Origin of the sequence: Rhodovulum sp. ES.010 (assembly GCF_900142935.1) — a bacterium.
Lineage (GTDB): Bacteria > Pseudomonadota > Alphaproteobacteria > Rhodobacterales > Rhodobacteraceae > Rhodovulum.
Genome location: NZ_FSRS01000001.1, coordinates 2463288 through 2483598, shown reverse-complemented (window position 1 = coordinate 2483598; position 20311 = coordinate 2463288). Strand labels below are relative to the sequence as shown.

The 20311-nt window shown below is 67.1% G+C and carries 22 protein-coding genes; 6 read left to right on the top strand and 16 right to left on the bottom strand.

Translation table 11 applies throughout. From position 1 onward, the window contains the following. The first annotated feature begins 32 nt into the window (after positions 1-32). Positions 33-359, top strand: coding sequence for a heat shock protein HspQ (gene hspQ, locus BUR28_RS12220; protein WP_074221632.1), 327 nt, complete (start codon positions 33-35; stop codon positions 357-359). Positions 360-373: 14 nt separating this feature from the next. Here hspQ and BUR28_RS12215 read toward each other — a convergent pair whose 3' ends face one another. From BUR28_RS12215 to BUR28_RS12205, 3 genes are all read right to left on the bottom strand, one after another. Further along, positions 374-1954, bottom strand: a complete 1581-nt coding sequence (locus tag BUR28_RS12215; protein WP_074220378.1) for a gamma-glutamyltransferase family protein — start codon at positions 1952-1954, stop codon at positions 374-376. Positions 1955-2191: 237 nt separating this feature from the next. Further along, positions 2192-2677, bottom strand: coding sequence for an ATP-binding protein (locus BUR28_RS12210; RefSeq protein WP_139307566.1), 486 nt, complete (start codon positions 2675-2677; stop codon positions 2192-2194). Next, positions 2674-3018, bottom strand: coding sequence for an STAS domain-containing protein (locus BUR28_RS12205; protein ID WP_074220376.1), 345 nt, complete (start codon positions 3016-3018; stop codon positions 2674-2676). Before BUR28_RS12205 ends, BUR28_RS12210 begins: the two co-directional genes overlap by 4 nt. 88 nt (positions 3019-3106) lie before the next feature. Here BUR28_RS12205 and BUR28_RS12200 point away from each other — a divergent pair, with 88 nt between their 5' ends. From BUR28_RS12200 to BUR28_RS12190, 3 genes are read left to right on the top strand one after another with little or no spacing between them, the layout of a single operon-like run. Continuing rightward, positions 3107-4279: an acetyl-CoA C-acyltransferase gene (locus tag BUR28_RS12200; RefSeq protein ID WP_074220375.1), complete on the top strand. Its 1173-nt coding sequence runs from the start codon at positions 3107-3109 to the stop codon at positions 4277-4279. Beyond that, positions 4279-4731: a GAF domain-containing protein gene (locus BUR28_RS12195; RefSeq protein ID WP_074221631.1), complete on the top strand. Its 453-nt coding sequence runs from the start codon at positions 4279-4281 to the stop codon at positions 4729-4731. The genes BUR28_RS12200 and BUR28_RS12195 overlap by 1 nt, the downstream gene beginning before the upstream one ends. A gap of 52 nt (positions 4732-4783) precedes the next feature. Beyond that, positions 4784-5431, top strand: a complete 648-nt coding sequence (locus BUR28_RS12190; RefSeq protein ID WP_074220374.1) for an RluA family pseudouridine synthase — start codon at positions 4784-4786, stop codon at positions 5429-5431. A 72-nt stretch (positions 5432-5503) separates the two neighbouring features. On the opposite strand, the gene BUR28_RS12185 is transcribed toward BUR28_RS12190, so the two are convergent. Continuing rightward, positions 5504-6985, bottom strand: coding sequence for an aldehyde dehydrogenase family protein (locus tag BUR28_RS12185; protein WP_074220373.1), 1482 nt, complete (start codon positions 6983-6985; stop codon positions 5504-5506). 124 nt (positions 6986-7109) lie between these two features. On the opposite strand from BUR28_RS12185, the gene BUR28_RS12180 reads away from it, so the two are divergent. Continuing rightward, positions 7110-7766 carry a peroxiredoxin gene (locus tag BUR28_RS12180; protein ID WP_074220372.1) on the top strand — a complete coding sequence of 219 codons (657 nt, stop codon included), beginning with the start codon at positions 7110-7112 and terminating at the stop codon, positions 7764-7766. Between the two features lie 70 nt (positions 7767-7836). On the opposite strand, the gene pnp is transcribed toward BUR28_RS12180, so the two are convergent. The 10 genes from pnp to BUR28_RS12130 form a co-directional block, all read right to left on the bottom strand. Beyond that, positions 7837-9975 (bottom strand): polyribonucleotide nucleotidyltransferase, encoded by a 2139-nt coding sequence (pnp, locus tag BUR28_RS12175; RefSeq protein WP_074220371.1) that lies wholly within the window; start codon positions 9973-9975, stop codon positions 7837-7839. 184 nt (positions 9976-10159) lie between these two features. After that, complete coding sequence (locus tag BUR28_RS12170; RefSeq protein WP_074220370.1) at positions 10160-11131, bottom strand: NAD(P)H-binding protein; 972 nt, start codon at positions 11129-11131, stop codon at positions 10160-10162. Between the two features lie 109 nt (positions 11132-11240). Beyond that, positions 11241-11510, bottom strand: a complete 270-nt coding sequence (gene rpsO / locus BUR28_RS12165; RefSeq protein WP_074220369.1) for a 30S ribosomal protein S15 — start codon at positions 11508-11510, stop codon at positions 11241-11243. A 132-nt stretch (positions 11511-11642) separates the two neighbouring features. Continuing rightward, positions 11643-11942 carry a DUF5665 domain-containing protein gene (locus BUR28_RS12160; RefSeq protein ID WP_074220368.1) on the bottom strand — a complete coding sequence of 100 codons (300 nt, stop codon included), beginning with the start codon at positions 11940-11942 and terminating at the stop codon, positions 11643-11645. A gap of 75 nt (positions 11943-12017) precedes the next feature. Then, entirely contained in the window at positions 12018-12584 is a 567-nt protein-coding gene (locus tag BUR28_RS12155) for a hypothetical protein (protein ID WP_074220367.1), read from the bottom strand. A gap of 222 nt (positions 12585-12806) precedes the next feature. Then, entirely contained in the window at positions 12807-13718 is a 912-nt protein-coding gene (locus BUR28_RS12150; RefSeq protein WP_074220366.1) for an alpha/beta fold hydrolase, read from the bottom strand. Positions 13719-13756: 38 nt separating this feature from the next. Then, positions 13757-14263, bottom strand: a complete 507-nt coding sequence (locus BUR28_RS12145; protein WP_074220365.1) for a DUF1643 domain-containing protein — start codon at positions 14261-14263, stop codon at positions 13757-13759. Between the two features lie 4 nt (positions 14264-14267). Next, positions 14268-14993, bottom strand: coding sequence for a metallophosphoesterase (locus BUR28_RS12140; protein WP_074220364.1), 726 nt, complete (start codon positions 14991-14993; stop codon positions 14268-14270). Positions 14994-15072: 79 nt separating this feature from the next. Then, on the bottom strand, positions 15073-16668 hold the full coding sequence (gene serA / locus BUR28_RS12135) for a phosphoglycerate dehydrogenase (protein WP_074220363.1): 1596 nt from the start codon (positions 16666-16668) through the stop codon (positions 15073-15075). Positions 16669-16751: 83 nt separating this feature from the next. After that, the gene (locus BUR28_RS12130; RefSeq protein ID WP_074220362.1) at positions 16752-17909 is read right to left on the bottom strand and encodes a phosphoserine transaminase; all 1158 of its coding nucleotides are present in this window, start codon (positions 17907-17909) and stop codon (positions 16752-16754) included. A 154-nt stretch (positions 17910-18063) separates the two neighbouring features. Here BUR28_RS12130 and serB point away from each other — a divergent pair, with 154 nt between their 5' ends. Next, positions 18064-18939 (top strand): phosphoserine phosphatase SerB, encoded by an 876-nt coding sequence (gene serB / locus BUR28_RS12125; protein ID WP_074220361.1) that lies wholly within the window; start codon positions 18064-18066, stop codon positions 18937-18939. 13 nt (positions 18940-18952) lie between these two features. Here the strand turns inward: serB and arfB are convergent, their stop codons facing one another. Beyond that, complete coding sequence (gene arfB, locus BUR28_RS12120; RefSeq protein ID WP_074220360.1) at positions 18953-19375, bottom strand: alternative ribosome rescue aminoacyl-tRNA hydrolase ArfB; 423 nt, start codon at positions 19373-19375, stop codon at positions 18953-18955. 254 nt (positions 19376-19629) lie between these two features. After that, positions 19630-20250, bottom strand: a complete 621-nt coding sequence (locus BUR28_RS12115; protein WP_074220359.1) for a queuosine precursor transporter — start codon at positions 20248-20250, stop codon at positions 19630-19632. Between the last annotated feature and the right edge of the window lie 61 nt (positions 20251-20311).

The window sequence follows — 20311 nt, the reverse complement described above, 5'->3', positions numbered from 1 at the left end:
CTTTAGTGTGACGACAAGGGGGTTGCAACATGATGCGGACGACACGCGCGAAATATCATCTTGGGCAGGTGGTCCGGCATCGGAAGCACCCGTTCCGGGGTGTCGTGTTCGATGTCGACGCGATGTTCTCGAACACCGACGAATGGTATGACGCCATCCCCGAGGACAGCCGCCCTTCGAAGGACCAGCCATTCTACCACCTGCTCGCCGAGAACGACCACAGCTATTACGTCGCCTATGTCTCGGAGCAGAACCTGCTGCCCGACGACACCGGCGAGCCCGTGGACCATCCCGACCTTGCCGATCTGTTTGGAGAGTTCGAGGACGGGCATTACCCGCTGCAGTTCCAACTGAACTGACCGGCTCGCGTGGCTCAGTAGCCCAGCGCGCAGCCGTCCTTGCGCGGGTCGGACGCGCCTTGCAGCACGCCGGTTTCCTCGTCGATCAGGATTGCCTGGGCGCCGCCGATGGGATTGTCCGGGATCACCGCTTCGTGTCCCATTGCGGCAAGGGCCTCTCGCACGGAGTCCGGGTAGCCCCGCTCCACCTGCATGACCCCGGCATCGCTGAAGCTGCGCGGCGCGTCGATGGCCTGTTGTGGGTGCATGCCGTAATCCACGATGTTGGTCAGCACGCGGGCATGGCCGTTTGGCTGATAGGCGCCGCCCATCACGCCGAAGGGCATGATGACCTTGCCGTTGCGCCGCAGCATGGCCGGGATGATCGTGTGCATCGGGCGCTTGCCGCCGCCGGCCTCGTTCGGATGCCCCGCGGCGAGGGTGAAGCCGGCGCCGCGGTTCTGGAAGTTGATCCCGAACTTGGCCGAGGCGAGGCCCGATCCGAAGGCGTGGAAGATCGAGTAGATGAGCGACACCGCCATCCGGTCGCGATCGACCACCGTGAGATAGACGGTCTCCTTGTGCACCGCTTCCGACAGGGCGGCGGGGCTGTCCATCGCGCGGTCGGGGTCGATCAGGGCCGCCAGCCGCGCGGCCGTCTCGGGGGCCAGCATGTGGTCGAGCCGGCCGACGTGACCCGGGTCGGCGATGAACCGGTTGCGCGCGTCGTAGGCGAGTTTCGCTGCCTCCGCTTCCAGGTGGGCGCGCTGCGCGCCCAGAGGATCCAGTGCCGCGAGATCGAAATGCGACAGGATGTTCGCCATCAGGATCGCGGTCGCGCCCTGGCCGTTCGGCGGGTGCTCAACCAGCTCGACGCCCTTGTAGGTGCCGCTCACCGGCTCGGTCCAGTCGCAGGCCGTGGCGGCGAAATCGTCCAGGCTGTGGGTGCCGCCCAGCGCGCGCAGCGAGTCGACCATGTCTTCGGCCACCTCGCCCTCGTAGAACCCGGCGCGCCCGTCCAGGGCGACGCGGCGCAGCACCTCTGCCTGCAGCGGCGCCCGGAACACCTGGCCCGGTTGCGGGGCCTTGCCGTCGAGCAAGTAGAACCGCCGCGCATCGCCCTGCAGGTTGGCTTCGGTACAACTCCAGTCCCAGGCGGTGCGCGGGCCGACGGGGACGCCCGCCTCGGCATAGTGGATCGCCGGCGCGAGGCTGGCCTTCAGGCCGGCGCGCGCCCAGTCTGTCGACAGCCGGCAGAACGCGTCGATGGCGCCGGGCACGGTCACGGCATCGGCCGTTGTGGTGGGCATGGCGGACAGACCGCGGTCGCGCAGGCGTTCGGCGTTAAGACCGGCGGGTGCCCGCCCCGACCCGTTCAGTGCGAGGATGCGGTCCTCGCCCGCGGGCTTGAGCAACACGAAGCAGTCGCCGCCGATCCCGGTCATGTGGGGTTCGCAGATACCCAGAAGGACGGCCGCGGCAATGGCCGCGTCAGCCGCGTTGCCGCCGGACTCGAGCATCTGGACGGCGACCTTGGCCGCGAGTGGGTGCGACGTCGCGCACATGCCGTTGGTGGCGAAAACAGCCGAGCGTCCCGGTGCCTGGAAATCCCGCATGCATGCCTCCCTGTTTGCCGGAGGCAACCTAGGCGGCACGCCGACCGAAGCCAACGCGTTTTTCGCGGCGGATCGACAAGGAGGAGGGGGCTATGGTCCTGATGGCGCGTCTGCAGGAGGGCGCGTGCGGCTTTGAGCTGGCGCCTTGATCCGCCAGTCGATTTGGGCCGTGCGCTGGGCGGCATCGTGCCGGGCTTTCCGCATCGGGCCCGCGGCAAGGCTACTCCGCCGGCGTGGTCAGGTCTCGGCGAGGGGGACGCAGAAGGACAGGCGGTTCTGATCGCCGACACGGGCGTAGCACAGGTCCCGGGCGAGGGCGCGGATCAGGAACCAGCCGAAGCCACCCTCGGGCGGCCCGTCGCCCGTGTCGTCATCGGTCGGCAGCGTGCCGCAGGGCATGATGCCATCGGGCATCGGTATGCCGAAGTCGCGCACATCGACCAGAAGGCGGCCGCCTCGCCGCTCCAGCCGGAGTTCGATGGGCCCGCTGTCGCCCTGGCCGTAGGCGTGTTCGACGACGTTGTTCAGCACCTCGGCAAGAACCGTCTCGGCCATCCCCAGCGTGTCCGGCCCCTGCTGCAGGGGCGTGTAGCGCGCGCGCATCCGGGCCAGTGCCTCGCGCACGCCCATGGGCGTGGCCTCCACCACGATGGGGTCCGTCGCGCCATCGCCCGGCATCGGGGAAGGCCCCGGATCCTCTGGCGAGGGGGTGGAGAGTGTCATGCGATCGACCGCTTTTCCGCGAAGGCTGCTTCACAATCGGCGTGAATGGTGAACACGCGGTCCATCCGGGTCAGGCGGAAGACCTTTTCGACGTTCGGGGTCAGGTTGCAGAGTTCCAGCCTGCGATCGGGGCCCAGCAGCTTCATTACCGCGACCACGGCCCCAAGGCCGCTGCTGTCGAGGAAATCCACCGCCCCGAGATCGAGAACCACGCGTCCGGGGCCCTCGCCCACAACCTCGCGCATGCGGTCCTTGAACCGAATGGCCACGGCAGAGTCGATTCGCGGTTCGGCGACGATGACATGGATGGCGTCGTCGCGCTCTTCGGTCTTGAGTTCCATTCGGGCTCTCTCCTGTGATGCGCGGCCGAGGCTAGACGCCAATCCTTACCATTCGGTAAGTGTTTGCCGGAGAAATAGGGAGGTGTTCATGGACGAGGTGGTGATCTGCGGGGCATCCCGCACCCCGATGGGCGGGTTCCAAGGGGTTTTCGCCGGGGTCGATGCCCCGACGCTGGGGGGGCGCGCGATTCGCGCCGCCATGGAGGGCGCGGGAGTCGACCGCGTTGATGAACTGTTGATGGGCTGCGTTTTGCCGGCCGGGCAGGGCCAGGCCCCCGCGCGCCAGGCCGGGTTCAAGGCGGGGCTCGGCGAAGACGTGCCGGCCACCACGCTCAACAAGATGTGCGGCTCGGGCATGAAGACGGTGATGATCGCCCATGACCAGCTGCGGCTCGGGGCCGTACAGGTCATTTGTGCCGGTGGCATGGAGAGCATGACGGGTGCGCCCTACCTGCTTCCCGCGATGCGTGCAGGCGCCCGGATCGGCCATGGCCAGGTCATCGACCACATGTTTCTCGACGGGCTGGAGGACGCCTATGACACGGGGCGCCTCATGGGGACCTTTGCCGAGGATTGCGCCGAGAGCTTCCAGTTCACGCGCCAGGCGCAGGACGAGTACGCGCTGCGCTCGCTCTCGAACGCGCTCGAAGCGCAGAAATCCGGCGCCTTTGAGGAAGAGATCACGCCCGTCACCGTGACCTCGCGCAAGGTCGATACGGTGATCCACGAGGACGAACAGCCCGGCAATGCGCGCCCCGAAAAGATCCCCCACCTCAAGCCCGCCTTCCGCAAGGGCGGCACGGTGACGCCGGCCAATTCCTCGTCGATCTCGGACGGCGCGGCGGCGCTGGTGCTGGCCACCCGCGCCGAGGCCGAGGCGCGCGGCCTGCCGGTTCGCGCTCGTATCCTCGGACATGCCGGCCATGCCCAGGCGCCGGGCTGGTTCACCACCGCGCCCGTGCCCGCCGCGCGGAAGCTGCTGTCCAGACTTGGCTGGACGACGGATGACGTGGAGCTGTGGGAGGTGAACGAGGCCTTCGCCGTGGTGCCGATGGCATTCATGCACGAGCTGGGGCTGCCGCGCGACAAGGTGAATGTGAACGGCGGTGCCTGCGCGCTGGGCCACCCGATCGGGGTCTCCGGCGCGCGGATCATCGTGACGCTTCTGAACGCGCTGGAGAAGCGCGGGTTGAAACGGGGCGTTGCGGCGATCTGCATCGGCGGCGGCGAAGGCACCGCGATCGCGATCGAGCGACCATGATGCGGATAGACTACGAAGCAATCGCGAAGACGCTCGCCACCCTGACCGAGGGCGAAACCGACAGCGTGGCACTGATGGCGACGATGGTCTGCGAGTTGCATCACGCCGACGACCGGTTCGACTGGACGGGCTTCTATCGCGTCACCGAGCCGGGCCTGCTGAAGATCGGCCCCTACCAGGGCGGGCATGGCTGTCTCACGATCCCGTTCGATCGCGGGGTCTGCGGCGCCGCCGCCCGCACCGGCGAGGTGCAGATCGTGGCCGATGTCGACGCCTTTCCCGGCCACATCGCCTGCGCCGCCTCCACGCGGTCGGAGATCGTGGTGCCTGTGCGGGATGCGGCGGGCGACCTCATCGCCGTGCTCGACGTCGACAGCGACCGCCCCGCCGCCTTCGCCGACGCCGACGCCACGGGGCTTTCGGCGCTCCTTGCGCAGGTCTTCGGCCGGTGAACCACGGCCGCACGCTTGCGCCGCACCGCCGAAGCCGCTACCGCCCACTCCCATGAGCGAGACCTACGCGCCCCCCGATACCCCCCTCGAAATCGTTCACCAGGACCACGAACTCCTCGTCGTGAACAAGCCGTCCGGATTGCTTTCTGTGCCGGGCAAGGGCGCGCATCTTGCCGACTGCCTTCTGGCCCGCGTGCTGGCGGCCTTCCCCGAGGCGCTTCTGGTGCACAGGCTCGACCGGGATACCTCCGGCGTCATGGTGTTCGCGCTGACGCCGCCGGCGCAACGTCATCTCGGGCTGCAATTCGAAAAGCGGCAGGTCAGGAAGACCTATGCGGCCAGGGTCTGGGGGCGGCTCGAACCGAAGACCGGAACGGTGGACCTGCCGCTGATCGTCGACTGGCCGAACCGCCCCTGCCAGAAGGTCGACCACGACACCGGCAAGCCCGCCGTCACCAACTGGCGGGTCCAGCGGCACGAGGGCGAAACGACCCGTGTCCGCCTCTCGCCCAGGACCGGGCGCAGCCACCAGTTGCGCGTCCACATGAAGGAACTCGGCCACCCCATTCTCGGCGACCCGTTCTACGCCGAGGGGGCCGCCCGCGCGGCCCCGCGCCTGATGCTTCACGCCGAGGAGTTGCGGCTGCGGCACCCCGATGGTGGCCGGGGCATGAGCTTCCGGGTCCGCTGTCCCTTCTGAGCTTCTTCTTGGCCCAAATACTCACCCCGCCCGCAGGGCGGCAAAAGGCATGCGTGCGCCAGCGCGCGCAGTTCAGCAGCAGTCGCGGGCGCCGTGACCGTGCGTCTTACACGGCTCTTCGGCGTGCCAGCCGCTGACCGCCTTGACCTCGCAGAACTCCTCAAGACCCCAGAGGCCGCCCTCGCGCCCGTTGCCCGATCGCTTTACCCCTCCGAAGGGGCTGCCCGCGGCGCGTGACATGCCGTTCATCTCGACCATGCCCGACCGGAGCGCGCGGGCGACCCGGTTGCGCCGGGCGCCGTCCTCGGACTGCACGTAGTTGGTCAGGCCGTACTCGGTGTCGTTGGCGATCGCGATGGCGTCCTCCTCGGTGTCGAAGGGCAGGATCGACAGAGCCGGGCCGAAGATCTCCTCGCGTGCGATGGTCATGTCGTTCGTCACGTCGGCAAAGACGGTGGGTCGGACGAACCAGCCGCGGTTGAACCCTTCGGGACGGCCCGGACCGCCCGCGACCAGCCGGGCGCCTTCGTCGAGACCGGCCTGGATCAGCGCCTCGATCTTCTCGAATTGCGCCGCGCTGACGACGGGGCCCATGTGGCGTCCCGCCCGGTCGGCGGGGCCGACCTGCATCTTCTCCGCCAGCGCCCGCGCCGTTTCGACGGCGTCGTCATAGGCGGAGCGTTCGACCAGCATCCGCGTCGGCGCGTTGCAGGACTGCCCGCTGTTGTTGAAGCAATGCAGAACGCCGCGCTTCACCGCCTTGTCGTCGGCATCAGCGAAGATCAGGTTCGCACCCTTGCCGCCCAGTTCCAGATGCACCCGCTTCAGCGTGTCGGCGGCGGCCTTGGAGATCGCGATGCCGGCCCGTGTCGATCCGGTGAAGGAGATCATGTCGAGCCCCGGGTGGGCGGAGAGCTGCGTGCCCACGCCGGCCCCGTCGCCGTTCACCAGGTTGAACACGCCCGGCGGAACCCCCGCCTCGTGCAGGATTTCGGCGAAGACCATCGCCGAGAGCGGGGCGATTTCGGAAGGCTTCAGCACCATGGCGCAGCCCGTGGCCAGCGCCGGGATCACCTTGAGCGTGATCTGGTTCATTGGCCAGTTCCATGGCGTGATCATCCCGATGACACCGGCCGGGTCCATCAGGATGCGGTCATCCGGGGCGTGGGGGCCAAGCGGCCGGTCGAAGTCGAAGACCTCGAGCGCGTGAATGAACCCCTTGATGTTCCACGCACCGGCGCCGACCTGCGCACTCCGCGCAAGGTCGATGGGTGCGCCCATCTCGCGGCTGATCGCCTGGGCCATGTCCTCGGCGCGGGCCTTGTAAAGCTGCAGGATGCGCTTGAGCAGGTCCATCCGCTCGGCCTTGGACGTCGCGGCCCAGCCGGGCTGGGCCGCACGAGCGGCGGCCACGGCGGCATCGGTGTCGGCCTGCCCGCCCAGCGAGATCACCGCGAAGCGCTCTTCGGTGGAGGGGTCGATCACCTCGGCCCGGGTTCCGGCGCTGGGCGAAACCCATGCACCACCGATATAGAACGCCGTTCGTTCGATCATTCGCTCCTCCCACGGGACCTTCATGCCGGTTTTCTGCCGCGCAGGCGCATTTCGGGGGTGTCAAAGGTGCATTTAGAATGTATCTAAATGCTATCCTTCAAACAGCCACGGAAAGGACCAAACCTTGACCCTGCGCATCAACGATATCGCCCCGAACTTCACCGCCGAGACCACGGAAGGCAAGATCGATTTCCACGAATGGATCGGCGACAGCTACGCGGTGCTGTTCTCGCACCCGGCGGATTTCACCCCGGTCTGCACCACTGAGTTCGCGGCGGCTGCGCGTCTGGCGGACCAATTCGCCCAGCGCAACGCCAAGGTGATCGGCATCTCGGTCGATCCGGTGGACGAGCACCTGAAATGGAAGGCCGATGTAGAGAAATATGCCGGCACGGACATGGCCTTCCCGATCATCGCCGACGACCGGCTGGAGATCGCGAAACTCTATGACATGTTGCCGGCCGAGGCCTATGGCGCCGATGGCAAGGCCCGCGCCGACACCGCGACGGTGCGGACGACCTTCATCATCAATCCGGACAAGAAGATCGAGCTGATGCTGATCTATCCGATGACGGTCGGCCGGAACTTCGACGAGATCCTGCGCGCGCTGGACGCGATCCGCAACAATGCCGCTGCCCCCGTCGCCACACCGGCCGACTGGCGCCCCGGCGACGACGTGATCCTGCGCCTCGATGTCAGCACCGAGGACGCGCAGACCAGGTTCGGCGAGGTCGAGGAAATCTTCCCCTACCTGCGCAAGGTGAAGTCGCCCGCCGCCTGAGGACAGCGCCCGCCAACAAGAAAAGGCCCCGGTCATCCGGGGCCTTTCGCGTTTCCGAAGAGGGGTCGACTTACTCGTCGACCTCCTCCTTTTCCTTCGTGACCTCTTCGCCGGTTTCCTGGTCCACGACCTTCATCGACAGGCGCACCTTGCCGCGGTCGTCGAAGCCCAAGAGCTTGACCCAGACCTCCTGGCCCTCTTTCAGAACGTCGGAGGGGTGATTCAGGCGGCGGTTCTCGATCTGGCTGACATGGACCAGCCCGTCGCGCTTGCCGAAGAAGTTCACGAAGGCGCCGAAATCGACGATCTTGACCACGGTGCCCTTGTAGATCTTGCCTTCCTCGGGCTCGGCCACGATCGAGTAGATCATGTCGTGCGCCTTCTGGATGGCGTCGGCATTGGGCGAGGCGATCTTGATCACGCCATCGTCGTTGATGTCGACCTTGGCGCCCGAGACCTCGACGATCTCGCGGATCACCTTGCCACCCGAGCCGATCACTTCGCGGATCTTGTCGGTGGGCACGGTCATCGTCTCGATGCGCGGCGCGTGGACCGAGAATTCACCGGCCGAGGACAGCGCCTTGTTCATCTCGTCGAGAATGTGCATCCGGCCCTCTTTCGCTTGGGCCAGCGCCTTTTCCATGATCTCGGGCGTGATGCCGGCGACCTTGATGTCCATCTGCAGCGAGGTGATGCCGCTCTCGGTGCCGGCCACCTTGAAGTCCATGTCGCCGAGGTGGTCCTCGTCGCCCAGGATGTCGGTCAGAACCGCGTAAGAGCCTTCGTCCTCCAGCACAAGGCCCATGGCCACGCCCGCGACCGGCGCCTTCAGCGGCACGCCCGCATCCATCATCGACAGCGACCCGCCGCAGACCGACGCCATCGAGGAGGAGCCGTTCGACTCGGTGATCTCGGAGACCACGCGGATCGTGTAGGGGAAGTCGGTCGGGGCCGGCAGCACCGCCTGCAGCGCGCGCCAGGCCAGCTTGCCGTGGCCGATCTCGCGACGTCCCGGAGGTCCGACACGGCCGGCTTCACCGACCGAGTAGGGCGGGAAGTTGTAGTGCAGCAGGAAGTTCGAACGGAAGTTGCCGTGCAGCGCGTCGATGATCTGCTCGTCGTCGCCGGTGCCCAGCGTGGTTACGACCAGACCCTGGGTCTCGCCGCGGGTGAACAGCGCCGAGCCATGGGTCCGGGGCAGCAGCCCGGTTTCGCAGACGATCGGGCGCACCTCGTCCAGCCGGCGGCCGTCGATGCGGTGGCCGTTCTTGACGACGTCGCCACGCAGGACCACCGATTCCAGCTTCTTGATCGCCGAGCCGAGGTTCGGGTCCTCCAGCTGGTCTTCGGTGAGACCGGCCTTGATCTCTTCCTTGACGGCGGCAACGGCGCTGGTCCGTTCCTGCTTGTCGGTGATCGCGTAGGCCGCGCGCATCTTGTCTTCGCCTGCAGCCTTCACCGTGGCGTAGAGGTCGGAATAGTCCGGCGGCGTGAAGTCGAAGGGTTCTTTCGCGGACTCCTCGGCAAGGCTGACGATGAGGTCGATGACCGGCTTGATCTGCTCATGCGCGAAGGTGACCGCGCCCAGCATCTCGGACTCGGTCAGTTCATAGGCCTCCGACTCCACCATCATCACCGCGTCGCGCGTGCCCGCGACCACGAGGTCCAGCCGCTGGTCGGGCTTGTTGCGCAGGTCCTGCATGTCCTCGACATCGGGGTTCAGGACATAGTCGCCGTCCACATACCCCACGCGACAGCCCGCGATCGGCCCCATGAAGGGCACACCCGAAATGGTCAGCGCGGCCGAGGCCGCGATCATCGCCACGATGTCGGGGTCGTTGACGAGGTCGTGGCTCAACACCGTGCACATCACCAGAACTTCGTTCTTGAAGCCGGGCACGAAGAGCGGTCGGATCGGCCGGTCGATCAGGCGGGCGGTCAGCGTTTCCTTCTCGGTCGGCCGCGCCTCGCGCTTGAAGAAGCCGCCGGGCACCTTGCCGGCCGCGTAGTATTTTTCCTGGTAGTGGACCGTCAGCGGGAAGAAGTCCTGGCCGGGCTTCGGTTCCTTCGCGAAGGTCACGTTGGCCATGACCGAGGTCTCGCCCAGGGTGGCGACGACCGAGCCGTCGGCCTGACGGGCAACCTTGCCCGTTTCCAGCGTGAGGGTTTCCTCCCCCCACGTCATCGATTTCGTCGTTACGTTGAACATACGTCTATCCTGTCTGGGAGCGCTCCCGGGCGTATCCCGGGTCTCCCGTTGAATTGGCGGCCCCATTGCCGCCGCCCCCAATCCTCTCGCACGCGCCCGGGGGCCAAAGGCGTCACGTCTCAGATGGAGCGGCCATACAGGAGATGGGTGCGTTTTGGAAGGAATTTGTCCGCGCCGGTCCCCGTCAGAACACCGCGTGGTCGCCGCGATCGTCTGCAATTTCGCCGCGAAGCGCTTTCTGGTAATGCTCGCTCAGGGTGTCGGTGCCGAATTCCGGTGTTGCATCGGCGTCGTAGCGCCCCGTTGCGGGATCGAGCACCAGCATCGACTCGCTGGCATAGTATCGCCCGATCCTGGCGAATTCGGCCTTTTCGGCGGCTTTGGGGAAAAGGCGGCCGGCCAAGGCGAGCCCGCCGATGATCGTGTCGAGGAAACGCAAGGGCACGTGGCGGAACCGGGGCTCTTGCCCGACAAGGTCGAAGAGCATGCGGCCCTGGTCGAGCGGGGTGAGCGCGGGGCCCGGGCCGCCGATGGGCAGGATGCGGTTCTGCAGCGCCGGATCCGTCAGGCAGCGCGCGATGTAGCTGCCGAGATCGGCGTCACTGATCGGCTTGCAGGCGGTCAGCCGGCCGTCGCCGAACACGAGGAAGGGCTTGCCTGCCTTCACCCGCTCGATTTGCCCCGACAGCGACTTGAAGAAGGCGGTGGGCCGGACGATGGACCAGGTCAGGCCGGCGGCCTGCAACTCGTCCTCGAAGGCCAGCTTGGCCTGCTGGAAGGCGAGGGTCGGTTTCTGCACGCAGATCGCCGAAAGCAGCACGAACTGGCCGATACCGGCTGCGCGGGCGTCCTTGAGCAGGTCGGAATGCGCCTGATAGTCGATGGCCCAGGCGTCTTTCTTGCCGCCCATGCGCGAGGCAAGGCAGGACACCACGGCGTCGATACCCCCCGCGAGCGCGCGCTGCCGAGTCTCGGGCGCGGTCACCGCGCCCTCGATCAAGGTGCACCCCGCGAGCGCCTTGGTGTCGGCGCCAGGGCGGACCAGCGCGGTCACGTCGTGGCCCGCGGCGCGCAAGGCCGCCGCCGTCGCCCGGCCGATGCTGCCGGTTCCGCCGACCAACAGGACCGTCTTGCCCGTTACGCTCGTCTGGTTCATGGCGCCAACCTAGACGGCGGGCGGGGCAACGCAACCGGCAAATCCGGCGGAGCGCCCAACGAAAAAGGCCGCCTCGGTCGGGCGGCCTCTCCGTCGGATGGGCGCTTGCTCAGCGGCGGATGCCGAGGCGCTTGATGAGGTCGCGGTAGCGGCCCTCGTCCTTGCCCTTGAGGTAGTCGAGCAGCTTGCGGCGCTGCGCGACAAGCTTGAGCAGGCCGCGCCGGGAATGGTTGTCCTTGGCGTGGGTCTTGAAATGCTCGGTCAGCGTCGCAATGCGGCTGGTCAGGATCGCCACCTGGACCTCCGGCGAGCCGGTGTCGCCGTCCTTGGTGCCGTATTCCTTGATGAGCCGGGTCTTTTCTTCGGCCGTGATCGACATCAGGGTCTCCTTTCATGGGTCCATGGCACAAGCCGGGATGTCGTCCAGCAAGGCCCGTGGAGAAAAATCCGCGCAGGGCGCGGATGCGCGCGTATAGGGGATTCGCTGCCGCGTTGTAAAGGCCGGGCGTTTCTATTGATCGGCGGTTTCCTCGATCTCGCGCGCGATATCGCCGGCCCAGTCGCCGATGATCGGGATGAAATCGATCTGGCTGAGCGAATAGGCGATGACCGAAACCAGCGCGGTTGCCCCGACGACGGTGCCCAGGCCCATGGCGAGGCCGCGAAGGAACTGCACCCCCATCAGCCGCCAGACGGAGCCGTTGATGTAGAAGAAGCGTTGACCGTTCAGCGCTTCGACCTCGCGGCGAAGCGCGGCGACTTCATTGGCAAGCCGGTTCTCGGCGCGGGCGGCATCTGTGGAGTCGGGCATCGGGGTCTCGCGTTAAACTGGTCGGGTTCGACCCTAACCAACGTCGTGACCCCCGCCAAGCGCACGCCGCCCGGATCAGACGCCGGCGGCCAACGCCTCCGGCAACTGGCCCTCGGGCACCAGGCGCACCGCGTCGGGGTCGAGCCCGGCCCCGCCGCCGACCACCGCCAGCGGCATGCCGTCGAGCATCAGCATCGCGTCCTCGTCGCCGGTATCGGACGCCTCCACGGTCAGGACCGGGGCGGGGTGCGCGGTCGCGTCGTAGACGACGAAAAGCGCGTCTTCCGCTTCGTCGAACTCGTCGATCACGGTCGGCCCGTCGCCGGTGAGCGCCAGCCATTCGTCCAGGCTGGACCAGTCCGGCGCGTCCTCGCTCGTCAGCGCGCCCTCGGGCACGGCGTCGAGGGCCGCTTCGTCCTCCAGATAGCTTTCCAGTTCGTATTCGGGATCGGCGAAGGCCTCCGTGGTCATCGCGCCGCTGAGAAGATCCTCAAAGCTGAAGCGCGGCATCTCGGCCGCGTAGCCGTTGCCGTCCGCGTCCGGCATGTCGTCGTCGTCATCCGGAGCGCGGTCGACCGCGTCGCCGAAATCGACAACCGTTCCGGCCATCATCAGGCCCAGCAGACTTGCAAAAGCAATCATCGATCGATCCTTCGCACTTGCCCACTCCCCGCCGTTCGACAGCGCTACCGACACCAACATACGCCGGTGATGCAACAGGTGTGAAACGGTTCCGGTTAACTGGTAAACACGGCGGCCGGAAAACTACCCGAACGAGGGGGTTTCAGGCGCGTGCGGATGGTTGATCTCCTGCAAGTCGCTGATATCGCGCGAACGCTCAGGCGCAACTTTTGCGCGTATTGGTTAACCGGCCGGACCGTCCGAGGCCAAGAAAAACGGCAGGAAGGCATCCAGAACCGCTTGCGGGTTTTCCTCCATCGGGAAATGGCCCGAGGCGCAGGCGGCATCGCGCACGTCGTCGACCCAGGCCCGCCACAGCGCCGCGGGCTGCCCGGTCTGTGCCGGAAACCCCGTTTCCGCCCACAGGAACATCAGCGGCGCCGCGATGCGGCGGCCCGCGGCGCGGTCGTCATCGTCGAGTTGTCGGTCGGTGGTCGCGCCGGCGCGGTAGTCGGCGCACATCGCCGCGATGCGGGCAGGGTCTGCCGCCTGACGGCGATAGGCGTCGAGCGCAGCGGGCGGGAACGTCTCGAGCGACTTCGCACGCGTCCAGCTTGCCAAGGTATGCTCGATATAGCCGACCGGATCGGCGCCGATCAGGCGTTCCGGCAAGGGGCTGGGCTGGGCGAGGAAGGTCCAGTGATAGGCTCTGAGCGCGAGATCGGCCTGCCAGGACGCCCAGAAATCGCCCGTGGGCACGATCTCGACGATGCCGAGCCGGGCGAGGCGGCCGGGATGGTCCAGCGCAAAGCGGTAGGCGACGCGCGCGCCGCGGTCGTGGCCGAGGATGTGGGCCCGCTGCAGGCCGAGCGTATCCATCAGCCCGACAATGTCGTGGGCCATTTCGCGTTTGGAATAGACGGTGTGGGCCACGTCGTCGGGGGGCGCGTCGCTCTCGCCGTAGCCGCGCAGGTCTGGCACGATGACGTGGAAATGCTCGGCGAAGGCCGGGGCCACGTTCAGCCAGCACATGTGGTTCTGCGGATAGCCGTGCAGCAGGATGAGCGGCGCGCCGCTCCCCGCCCGGTGGACCGACAGTCGGATGCCGTTGGTGGCGATGTGCTCTTGCCTGAACGCGGTGAGTGCGGACGTCATTCTGGCCCCCCCGAAGGGATCCTAGGGGGCCATCCGGTTCAGGTCCACAGTTCGGGTGCCTGCGCGTAGCCGATATAGAGCGGGTGTTTCGGGTGCCCGCCCTGCGTGAGGCCCAGATGGTAGAGCGGACGGCCCGTCGAGCGCAGCAGCGTTTCCACCGTCGGGCCCCGGCCCAGATGCGCCCCATGTGCGCCCCAGGCGCAGATGATCCGGTCGGCCCACGGGGCGCTGTCGCGGATCGCGGCGTCATTGTCCGGTCCCACCGGGTCGGAGGCGGCGCGCATGACCTTGGGGTTGGTGGCGCGGTAGGCGAAGATGTTGGTCACCCGGAAGGCTCCGAAACCCAGCGTCCGCGCGCGGCGTTCGCAGCGCTCCACGGTGGGGTCGTTCTGCAGTTCGGTCGCGGTGGAGGGGTTCAGCATGACGAAAAGCGCCTTGGGGCCGGCCGGGTTCCAGACGCGGGTCAGCAGGTAACGATAGGCCTGGCAATCGGAATAGACGGCTTCCGAGGCGGCGTCGCCCTTCTGGTGCGTGCGCGTGATCATGGGGCTACTCGGGCAGAACGGGCTGGCGGCCATCGGGGGTCAGCAGGAACACCGCGCGCCCTTCGATCGCGACGGCCGACACCGGGCCGCCGAAGCCCGCGCCGGTGTCGAGATTCACCCGGTTGCCGTGATGGCGGACTGCGTCCCCCGGCGTATGACCATGGACGACCAGCGCGCCGTGGTCGCGCCTGTCCAGCAGGAACTCGTCGCGGATCCAGATCAGGTCGTCTTCGCGCTGCGCGTCCAAAGGCAGGCCCGGCCGCACGCCGGCATGGCAAAAGAACGCGGCGTCGCGCCGGTAGGAGAGCACCAGATCGTCCAGCAACGCCTGGTGGGCGACGGGCACCGTCGTCCTTGCACGCGCGCGAAAATCGGGAAGTGGGGGCAGCGGCGTGGTTTCGATCCCGTAGGAGTGCAGCGTCGCCCATCCGCCGAAATTTCCCGTGATCCACGAGGCGGCGTAACTGTCGGGCGCGGCCGGGTCGAGGGTGGCGCGCATCACCTCGTCATGGTTGCCCTTGAGAAGAACCCAGGGTTCCCCTGCGCGCAGAGCCGCCGCCAGAAACTCCAGAACGCCAGCACTGTCGGGGCCGCGGTCGACGTAATCTCCGAGATGCACCACGGGCGCGTCAGCTTCGCCGACACGCGCCCGGTCTGCCGCGATCAGTTCGTGCGCGCCTTGCAGCTTCTCGAGCTGTCCGTGGATGTCGCCGATGGCGTAGCTCAGCATGGCAAACCCGACCTGGCAAAAGCAAAGGGCCCGCCGCCTATGTCGCGGCAGGCCCCGTCATTGTCAAATCGCGAGGCGGTTAGGCGACCTCGAACTCCAGCGGGCGCACCTGCTGGAACAGGCCGGTGGCCTTCAGTTCCTCGACCACGTGCTCCGGGATCGGCTGGTCGAGATACAGAAGCGCAATGGCGCTTTCGCCCGCGCCGGTGCGGCCGAGGGTGAAGTTCGCGATGTTCACCCCATGCGCCCCCATCGTGGCGCCCAGCGCGCCGATGATGCCGGGGACGTCCTTGTTGGTGGTGTAGAGCATGTATTCCCCGATCTCGGCGTCGATATTGATGCCCTTGATCTGGATGAATCGGGGCTTGCCGTCGGAGAACACGGTGCCGCCGATCGCCCGCTCGCGCTTGTCGGTGACCACGGTCAGCTTGATGTAGCCCTCGAACACGCCCGATTTGCCTTGCGTCGTGGTCGAGGTGGCGATGCCACGTTCCTTTGCCACGATCGGGGCGGAAACCATGTTGATCGCCGGATTCGCCTCCTTCAGCACCCCGGCAATGACGGCGGCGTTCAGCGCCTCTGTATTCATTCCGGCGGCCATCCCGTCGTAGAGGATGTTGATCGCCTTGACCGGCTCGTCGGTCATCTGCCCGACGAAGGCGCCCAGATGGCCCGCCAGCGCGATCCAGGGGCCCATCACCTTGGCTTCTTCGGCGGTGATCGAAGGCATGTTGATCGCGTTGGTCACGGCGCCTGTCAGCAGGTAGTCCGACATCTGCTCGGCCACCTGCAGGGCGACGTTCTCCTGCGCTTCGCTGGTGGAGGCCCCCAAGTGCGGGGTGACGACGACATTGGACAGGTTGAACAGCGGGTTGTCCTTCGCCGGTTCCTCGGCGAACACGTCGAAGGCCGCGCCGGCGACATGGCCCTCCCTCAGAAGCTCCGCCAGCGCCGCTTCGTCCACAAGGCCGCCGCGGGCGCAGTTGACGATGCGCACGCCCTTCTTGGTCTTCTTGAGGTTCTCGGCGGACAGGATGTTCGCCGTCTTCTCGGTCATCGGAACGTGCAGGGTGATAAAATCGGCACGGCCCAGCAGTTCGTCCAGCTCAACCTTGTGCACGCCCAGCTTGTCGGCGCGCTCTTCGGACAGGAACGGGTCGTAGGCCAGCACCTTCATCTTCAGCCCCAGCGCGCGGTCGGCCACGATCGAGCCGATATTGCCGCAGCCGATCAGGCCCAGCGTCTTGCCGGTCAGCTCGACCCCCATGAAGCGGGATTTCTCCCACTTGCCGGCATGGGTGGAGGCGTTGGCCTCGGGAATCTGGCGGGCGACCGCCATCATCATCGAGACCGCGTGCTCGGCGGTGGTGATCGAGTTGCCGAAGGGGGTGTTCATCACGATGATGCCCTTCTTCGAGGCGGCGTGGATATCCACGTTGTCGACCCCGATGCCGGCGCGGCCGACGACCTTGAGATTGTCGGCAGCGGCGATGAGCTTTTCGGTCACCTTCGTCGCCGAGCGGATGGCGAGGCCGTCATACTGGCCGATCACCTCGGCGAGGCGCTCCTTGTCCTTGCCGAGATCGGGTTCGAAATCCACCTCAATCCCGCGGTCGCGGAAGATCTGGACGGCGGTGGGGGACAGCTTGTCGGAAACGAGAACCTTGGGGGCCATCTCGGGCACTCCTTCGATACAGGGATATCAGGGGAGAACGGGCGCGCGGCGGCGCGCCCGTCGCAAAATCGCGCGCAAGGGGCTCAGGCCGCCTGGCTCTGGGCTTCGATCTCGGCGGTGTAGGCCCATTCGATCCAGGGCATCAGCGCGGCGACATCGGTGGTCTCGACCGTCGCGCCGCACCAGATGCGCAGGCCCGCCGGTGCGTCGCGATAGGCGCCAATGTCATAGGCGACGCCCTCGGCCTCCAGCCGCTTGACCACCGCCTTGGCGAAGGCCGCGCCATCGGCGATCCGCGGATCGGTGAACTTGAGGCAGACGGAAGTGTTGGACCGCGTCGCGGAATCGACGGCGAGGTTCTCGATCCAGTCGCGGGCGTCCACGAACTCCTGCACGGCGGTGAAATTCGCGTCGGCCCGGCGCATCAGTTCCGGCAGCCCGCCGATGGATTTCGCCCAGTCCAGCGCGACGAGGTAATCCTCGACCGCCAGCATCGACGGCGTGTTGATCGTGGCGCCTTCGAAGATGCCCTCGTTCAGCTTGCCGCCCTTCGTCATACGGAAGATCTTGGGTAGCGGCCAGGCCGGCGTATGGCTTTCCAGCCGTTCGACGGCGCGCGGAGAGAGGATCAGCATGCCATGCGCGGCCTCGCCGCCCATGACCTTCTGCCACGAGAAGGTCGTGACATCGAGCTTGTCCCACGGCAGGTCCTGCGCGAAGGCGGCGGAGGTCGCGTCGCAGATCGTCAGGCCCCCACGGTCGGCCGGGATCGCGGCGCCGTCGGGCAGGCGGACACCGGAGGTCGTGCCGTTCCAGGTGAACACCACGTCCTTGTCGAAATCGACCTGCGCAAAATCGACGATCTCGCCATAGGGCGCCTCGCGCACGGTGGCGTCGAGCTTGAGTTGCTTGATGACATCCGTCACCCAGCCCGCGCCGAAACTTTCCCAGGCCAGCATTTCCACGCCGCGCGCGCCCAGCATCGACCACATCGCCATTTCGACGGCGCCGGTGTCGGAGGCGGGCACGATCCCGATGCGATACTCGGCGGGAATGCCCAGCACCTCGCGCGTGGTCTCGATGGCGGATTTCAGCTTGGCCTTGCCCACCGCGGCGCGGTGCGAGCGGCCGAGAGCGGCATCGTTCAGCTTGTCGAGTGTGAAGGCGGGGATCTTGGCGCAGGGGCCAGAGGAAAAGCGCGGATTGGCCGGCCGCGCGGCCGGTTTCGTCGGTTCAGACATGGTATCCTTCCAGATATTCGCCCCTCGTTGGGGAGGGGTGTCCCACCGCCGCCATTACGCCCGTTCCCGCTCTGGCGCAAGCGGCAAAGCTGCGCTATTGCGCCGCTTGACCGCCCATTCGCGACATTCCCCGTAGCCGATCGGAAACCGACCCATGCATGTGATCACGCTTTTGACCGATCCTGCCCGCCCCGCGCTCGATCCTGCGACCGTCGCGGCGCTGCGCAACGCCTGGGGCGGCGGGGGCTTGCGCTGGCTGGCCCCCGAGATCGCCGCCGAATTCCCGGTCGAGATGGTGCCGGGCAACATTGCCGCGGTGCGGGACCAACTGGGCGCGCGTGGTATCGACCTTGTGGCGCAGCCGGCGGCGGGGCGGCGCAAGCGGCTGCTGATCGCGGACATGGACTCCACCATGATCGAACAGGAGTGCATCGACGAATTGGCCGATATGGCTGGGGTTGGCGGGCAGGTGGCCGAGATTACCGCGCGGGCGATGAATGGCGAGCTCGATTTCGAGGGGGCGCTGCGCGAGCGGGTGGGGTTGCTTGCCGGGCTCGACGCGGGCGTGATCGGCAAGGTTCTGGCCGAGCGGATCAGTTACATGCCGGGCGGGCGCGCGCTTGTCGCGACGATGAAGGCGCAAGGTGCTTATTGCGTTCTGGTTTCGGGCGGCTTCACGAATTTCGCCGAGAAGGTCGCAGAGGACCTCGGCTTTGACGAGCACCAGGCCAACACGCTTCTGGTCGAGGACGGCTGCCTGACAGGACGCGTGGCGGAACCGATCCTGGGGCGCGACGCCAAGGTCGAGGCGCTGCGCCGCGTTGCGGCCGGCCGTGGCATGGACCTTGGCGAAGTCATGGCGGTCGGCGACGGGGCGAACGACCTGGGCATGCTGGGGCTGGCCGGTGCAGGGGTCGCGCTGCACGCCAAGCCGGCGGTTGCGGCGCAATGCGATATCCGCATCGATCAAGGGGACCTCACGGCGCTGTTGTATCTGCAGGGCTACGCGCGGGAGGAGTTCGCGGCCTGAGAGGGCGCTCGCGTCATTCGTCCGGAGCGACCTTGCCGCGGAGGGCCTTGACCTCGCCGCGCACCTTCTTGGCTTTCAGGCGGCGCTTCTTCGCCCCCAAAGTCGGCCGCGTCGGCACCCGGCGTTTCGGCCGTTCCAGCGCCTTTCGGATCAGGTCGGCCAGCCGTTCGCGGGCGATCTCGCGGTTTCGGGTCTGGCTGCGCGTTTCCTGCACCTGGATCAGCACCGCGCCGTCCTGGGTCCAGCGCCGCCCTGCGAGCCGCTTCAACCGCGTCTTCACCGGTCCGGGCAGGTTGGGCGACCGTGCGGCCTCGAATCGCAGGTCGACGGCGGTAGAGACCTTGTTGACGTTCTGCCCGCCGGGGCCCGAGGCGCGCGAGAACACCTCGGTCAGTTCCCAGTCCGCGATGGCGATGTCGTCGGTGATGCGCAGCATGCGGGCAGGGTGGGGCAGCCGGCCGGAAATGGAAAGGGCCGCCTGATGAAGGCGGCCCCGAGAGCTACGGAGATGGGCCGGTTAGAGCTTGGGGCCCAATCGCGAATGTTCGGTCCTTGGGACTGCCCTCAGACCACGGCCTCCGCGACTGTTCCAACACCTCTCTCCAATATCACTCTAGACACTGGACCACCTCCTTTCTGCTGTTGCCGTCAGGGGTAGCGTGCCACAGATTTGGTATCTGTCAAATTTATTCACGCAAGCTGTGCCGTGAGCCGCCCAACAATCAGGCGGAATGGGACAAGCGCGATCAAGGCGAGGGCGAGTTTGACACTCCAGTCGGCCACGGCGAGCGACATCCACAGCGGGACGACCGGCCCAAGGCCCAGCAGCGGCAGCGCCGCGTTGGCCCAGGACACGTCGTTCGCGGGCTCCAGCACGGTCAGCCAGCCCGAGAAGGCGATGGTGAAGAAGAGCGCCGTATCGACGGTCGACCCGATCAGCGTGGAGGCAAGCGGCGCGCGCCACCAGCGGCCCTCGCGCAGCCGGTCGAACACGGCCACGTCAAGAAGTTGCGCCGTCAGGAAGGCGAGGCCCGAGCCCATCGCGATGCGCAGCGTCACCAGCGGGCCGAACTCGCCGCTGATCTGCGTGCCGATGAAGGAACAGGCCACGCCCACCACGAAGCCCGCGAAGACGACCTTGCGCGCCGGGCCGGGTCCGTAGACTCGGTTCATCACGTCGGTGACGAGGAAGGCCAGCGGGTAGGTGAAGGCGCCCCAGGTCAGCCATTGGCCGAACAGGAACTGCACGAGGATGTTCGAGGCCACAACGATGGCGGCCATGGCGAGGATGCCGGGAAGAATGCGGGACATGTCTGGTTTCCGTTTTGGCAAGGTTGCGGAGACTTGGTCCGCCAGCGGCGACGGACGGGGT

Coding starts and splice junctions, on each gene's coding strand:
- hspQ (WP_074221632.1), top strand. CDS start 33: ATGCGGACGACACGCGCGAAATATCATCTTGGGCAGGTGGTCCGGCAT.
- BUR28_RS12215 (WP_074220378.1), bottom strand. CDS start 1,954: ATGCGGGATTTCCAGGCACCGGGACGCTCGGCTGTTTTCGCCACCAAC.
- BUR28_RS12210 (WP_139307566.1), bottom strand. CDS start 2,677: ATGACACTCTCCACCCCCTCGCCAGAGGATCCGGGGCCTTCCCCGATG.
- BUR28_RS12205 (WP_074220376.1), bottom strand. CDS start 3,018: ATGGAACTCAAGACCGAAGAGCGCGACGACGCCATCCATGTCATCGTC.
- BUR28_RS12200 (WP_074220375.1), top strand. CDS start 3,107: ATGGACGAGGTGGTGATCTGCGGGGCATCCCGCACCCCGATGGGCGGG.
- BUR28_RS12195 (WP_074221631.1), top strand. CDS start 4,279: ATGCGGATAGACTACGAAGCAATCGCGAAGACGCTCGCCACCCTGACC.
- BUR28_RS12190 (WP_074220374.1), top strand. CDS start 4,784: ATGAGCGAGACCTACGCGCCCCCCGATACCCCCCTCGAAATCGTTCAC.
- BUR28_RS12185 (WP_074220373.1), bottom strand. CDS start 6,985: ATGATCGAACGAACGGCGTTCTATATCGGTGGTGCATGGGTTTCGCCC.
- pnp (WP_074220371.1), bottom strand. CDS start 9,975: ATGTTCAACGTAACGACGAAATCGATGACGTGGGGGGAGGAAACCCTC.
- BUR28_RS12170 (WP_074220370.1), bottom strand. CDS start 11,131: ATGAACCAGACGAGCGTAACGGGCAAGACGGTCCTGTTGGTCGGCGGA.
- rpsO (WP_074220369.1), bottom strand. CDS start 11,510: ATGTCGATCACGGCCGAAGAAAAGACCCGGCTCATCAAGGAATACGGC.
- BUR28_RS12160 (WP_074220368.1), bottom strand. CDS start 11,942: ATGCCCGACTCCACAGATGCCGCCCGCGCCGAGAACCGGCTTGCCAAT.
- BUR28_RS12155 (WP_074220367.1), bottom strand. CDS start 12,584: ATGATTGCTTTTGCAAGTCTGCTGGGCCTGATGATGGCCGGAACGGTT.
- BUR28_RS12150 (WP_074220366.1), bottom strand. CDS start 13,718: ATGACGTCCGCACTCACCGCGTTCAGGCAAGAGCACATCGCCACCAAC.
- BUR28_RS12145 (WP_074220365.1), bottom strand. CDS start 14,263: ATGATCACGCGCACGCACCAGAAGGGCGACGCCGCCTCGGAAGCCGTC.
- BUR28_RS12140 (WP_074220364.1), bottom strand. CDS start 14,993: ATGCTGAGCTACGCCATCGGCGACATCCACGGACAGCTCGAGAAGCTG.
- serA (WP_074220363.1), bottom strand. CDS start 16,668: ATGGCCCCCAAGGTTCTCGTTTCCGACAAGCTGTCCCCCACCGCCGTC.
- BUR28_RS12130 (WP_074220362.1), bottom strand. CDS start 17,909: ATGTCTGAACCGACGAAACCGGCCGCGCGGCCGGCCAATCCGCGCTTT.
- serB (WP_074220361.1), top strand. CDS start 18,064: ATGCATGTGATCACGCTTTTGACCGATCCTGCCCGCCCCGCGCTCGAT.
- arfB (WP_074220360.1), bottom strand. CDS start 19,375: ATGCTGCGCATCACCGACGACATCGCCATCGCGGACTGGGAACTGACC.
- BUR28_RS12115 (WP_074220359.1), bottom strand. CDS start 20,250: ATGTCCCGCATTCTTCCCGGCATCCTCGCCATGGCCGCCATCGTTGTG.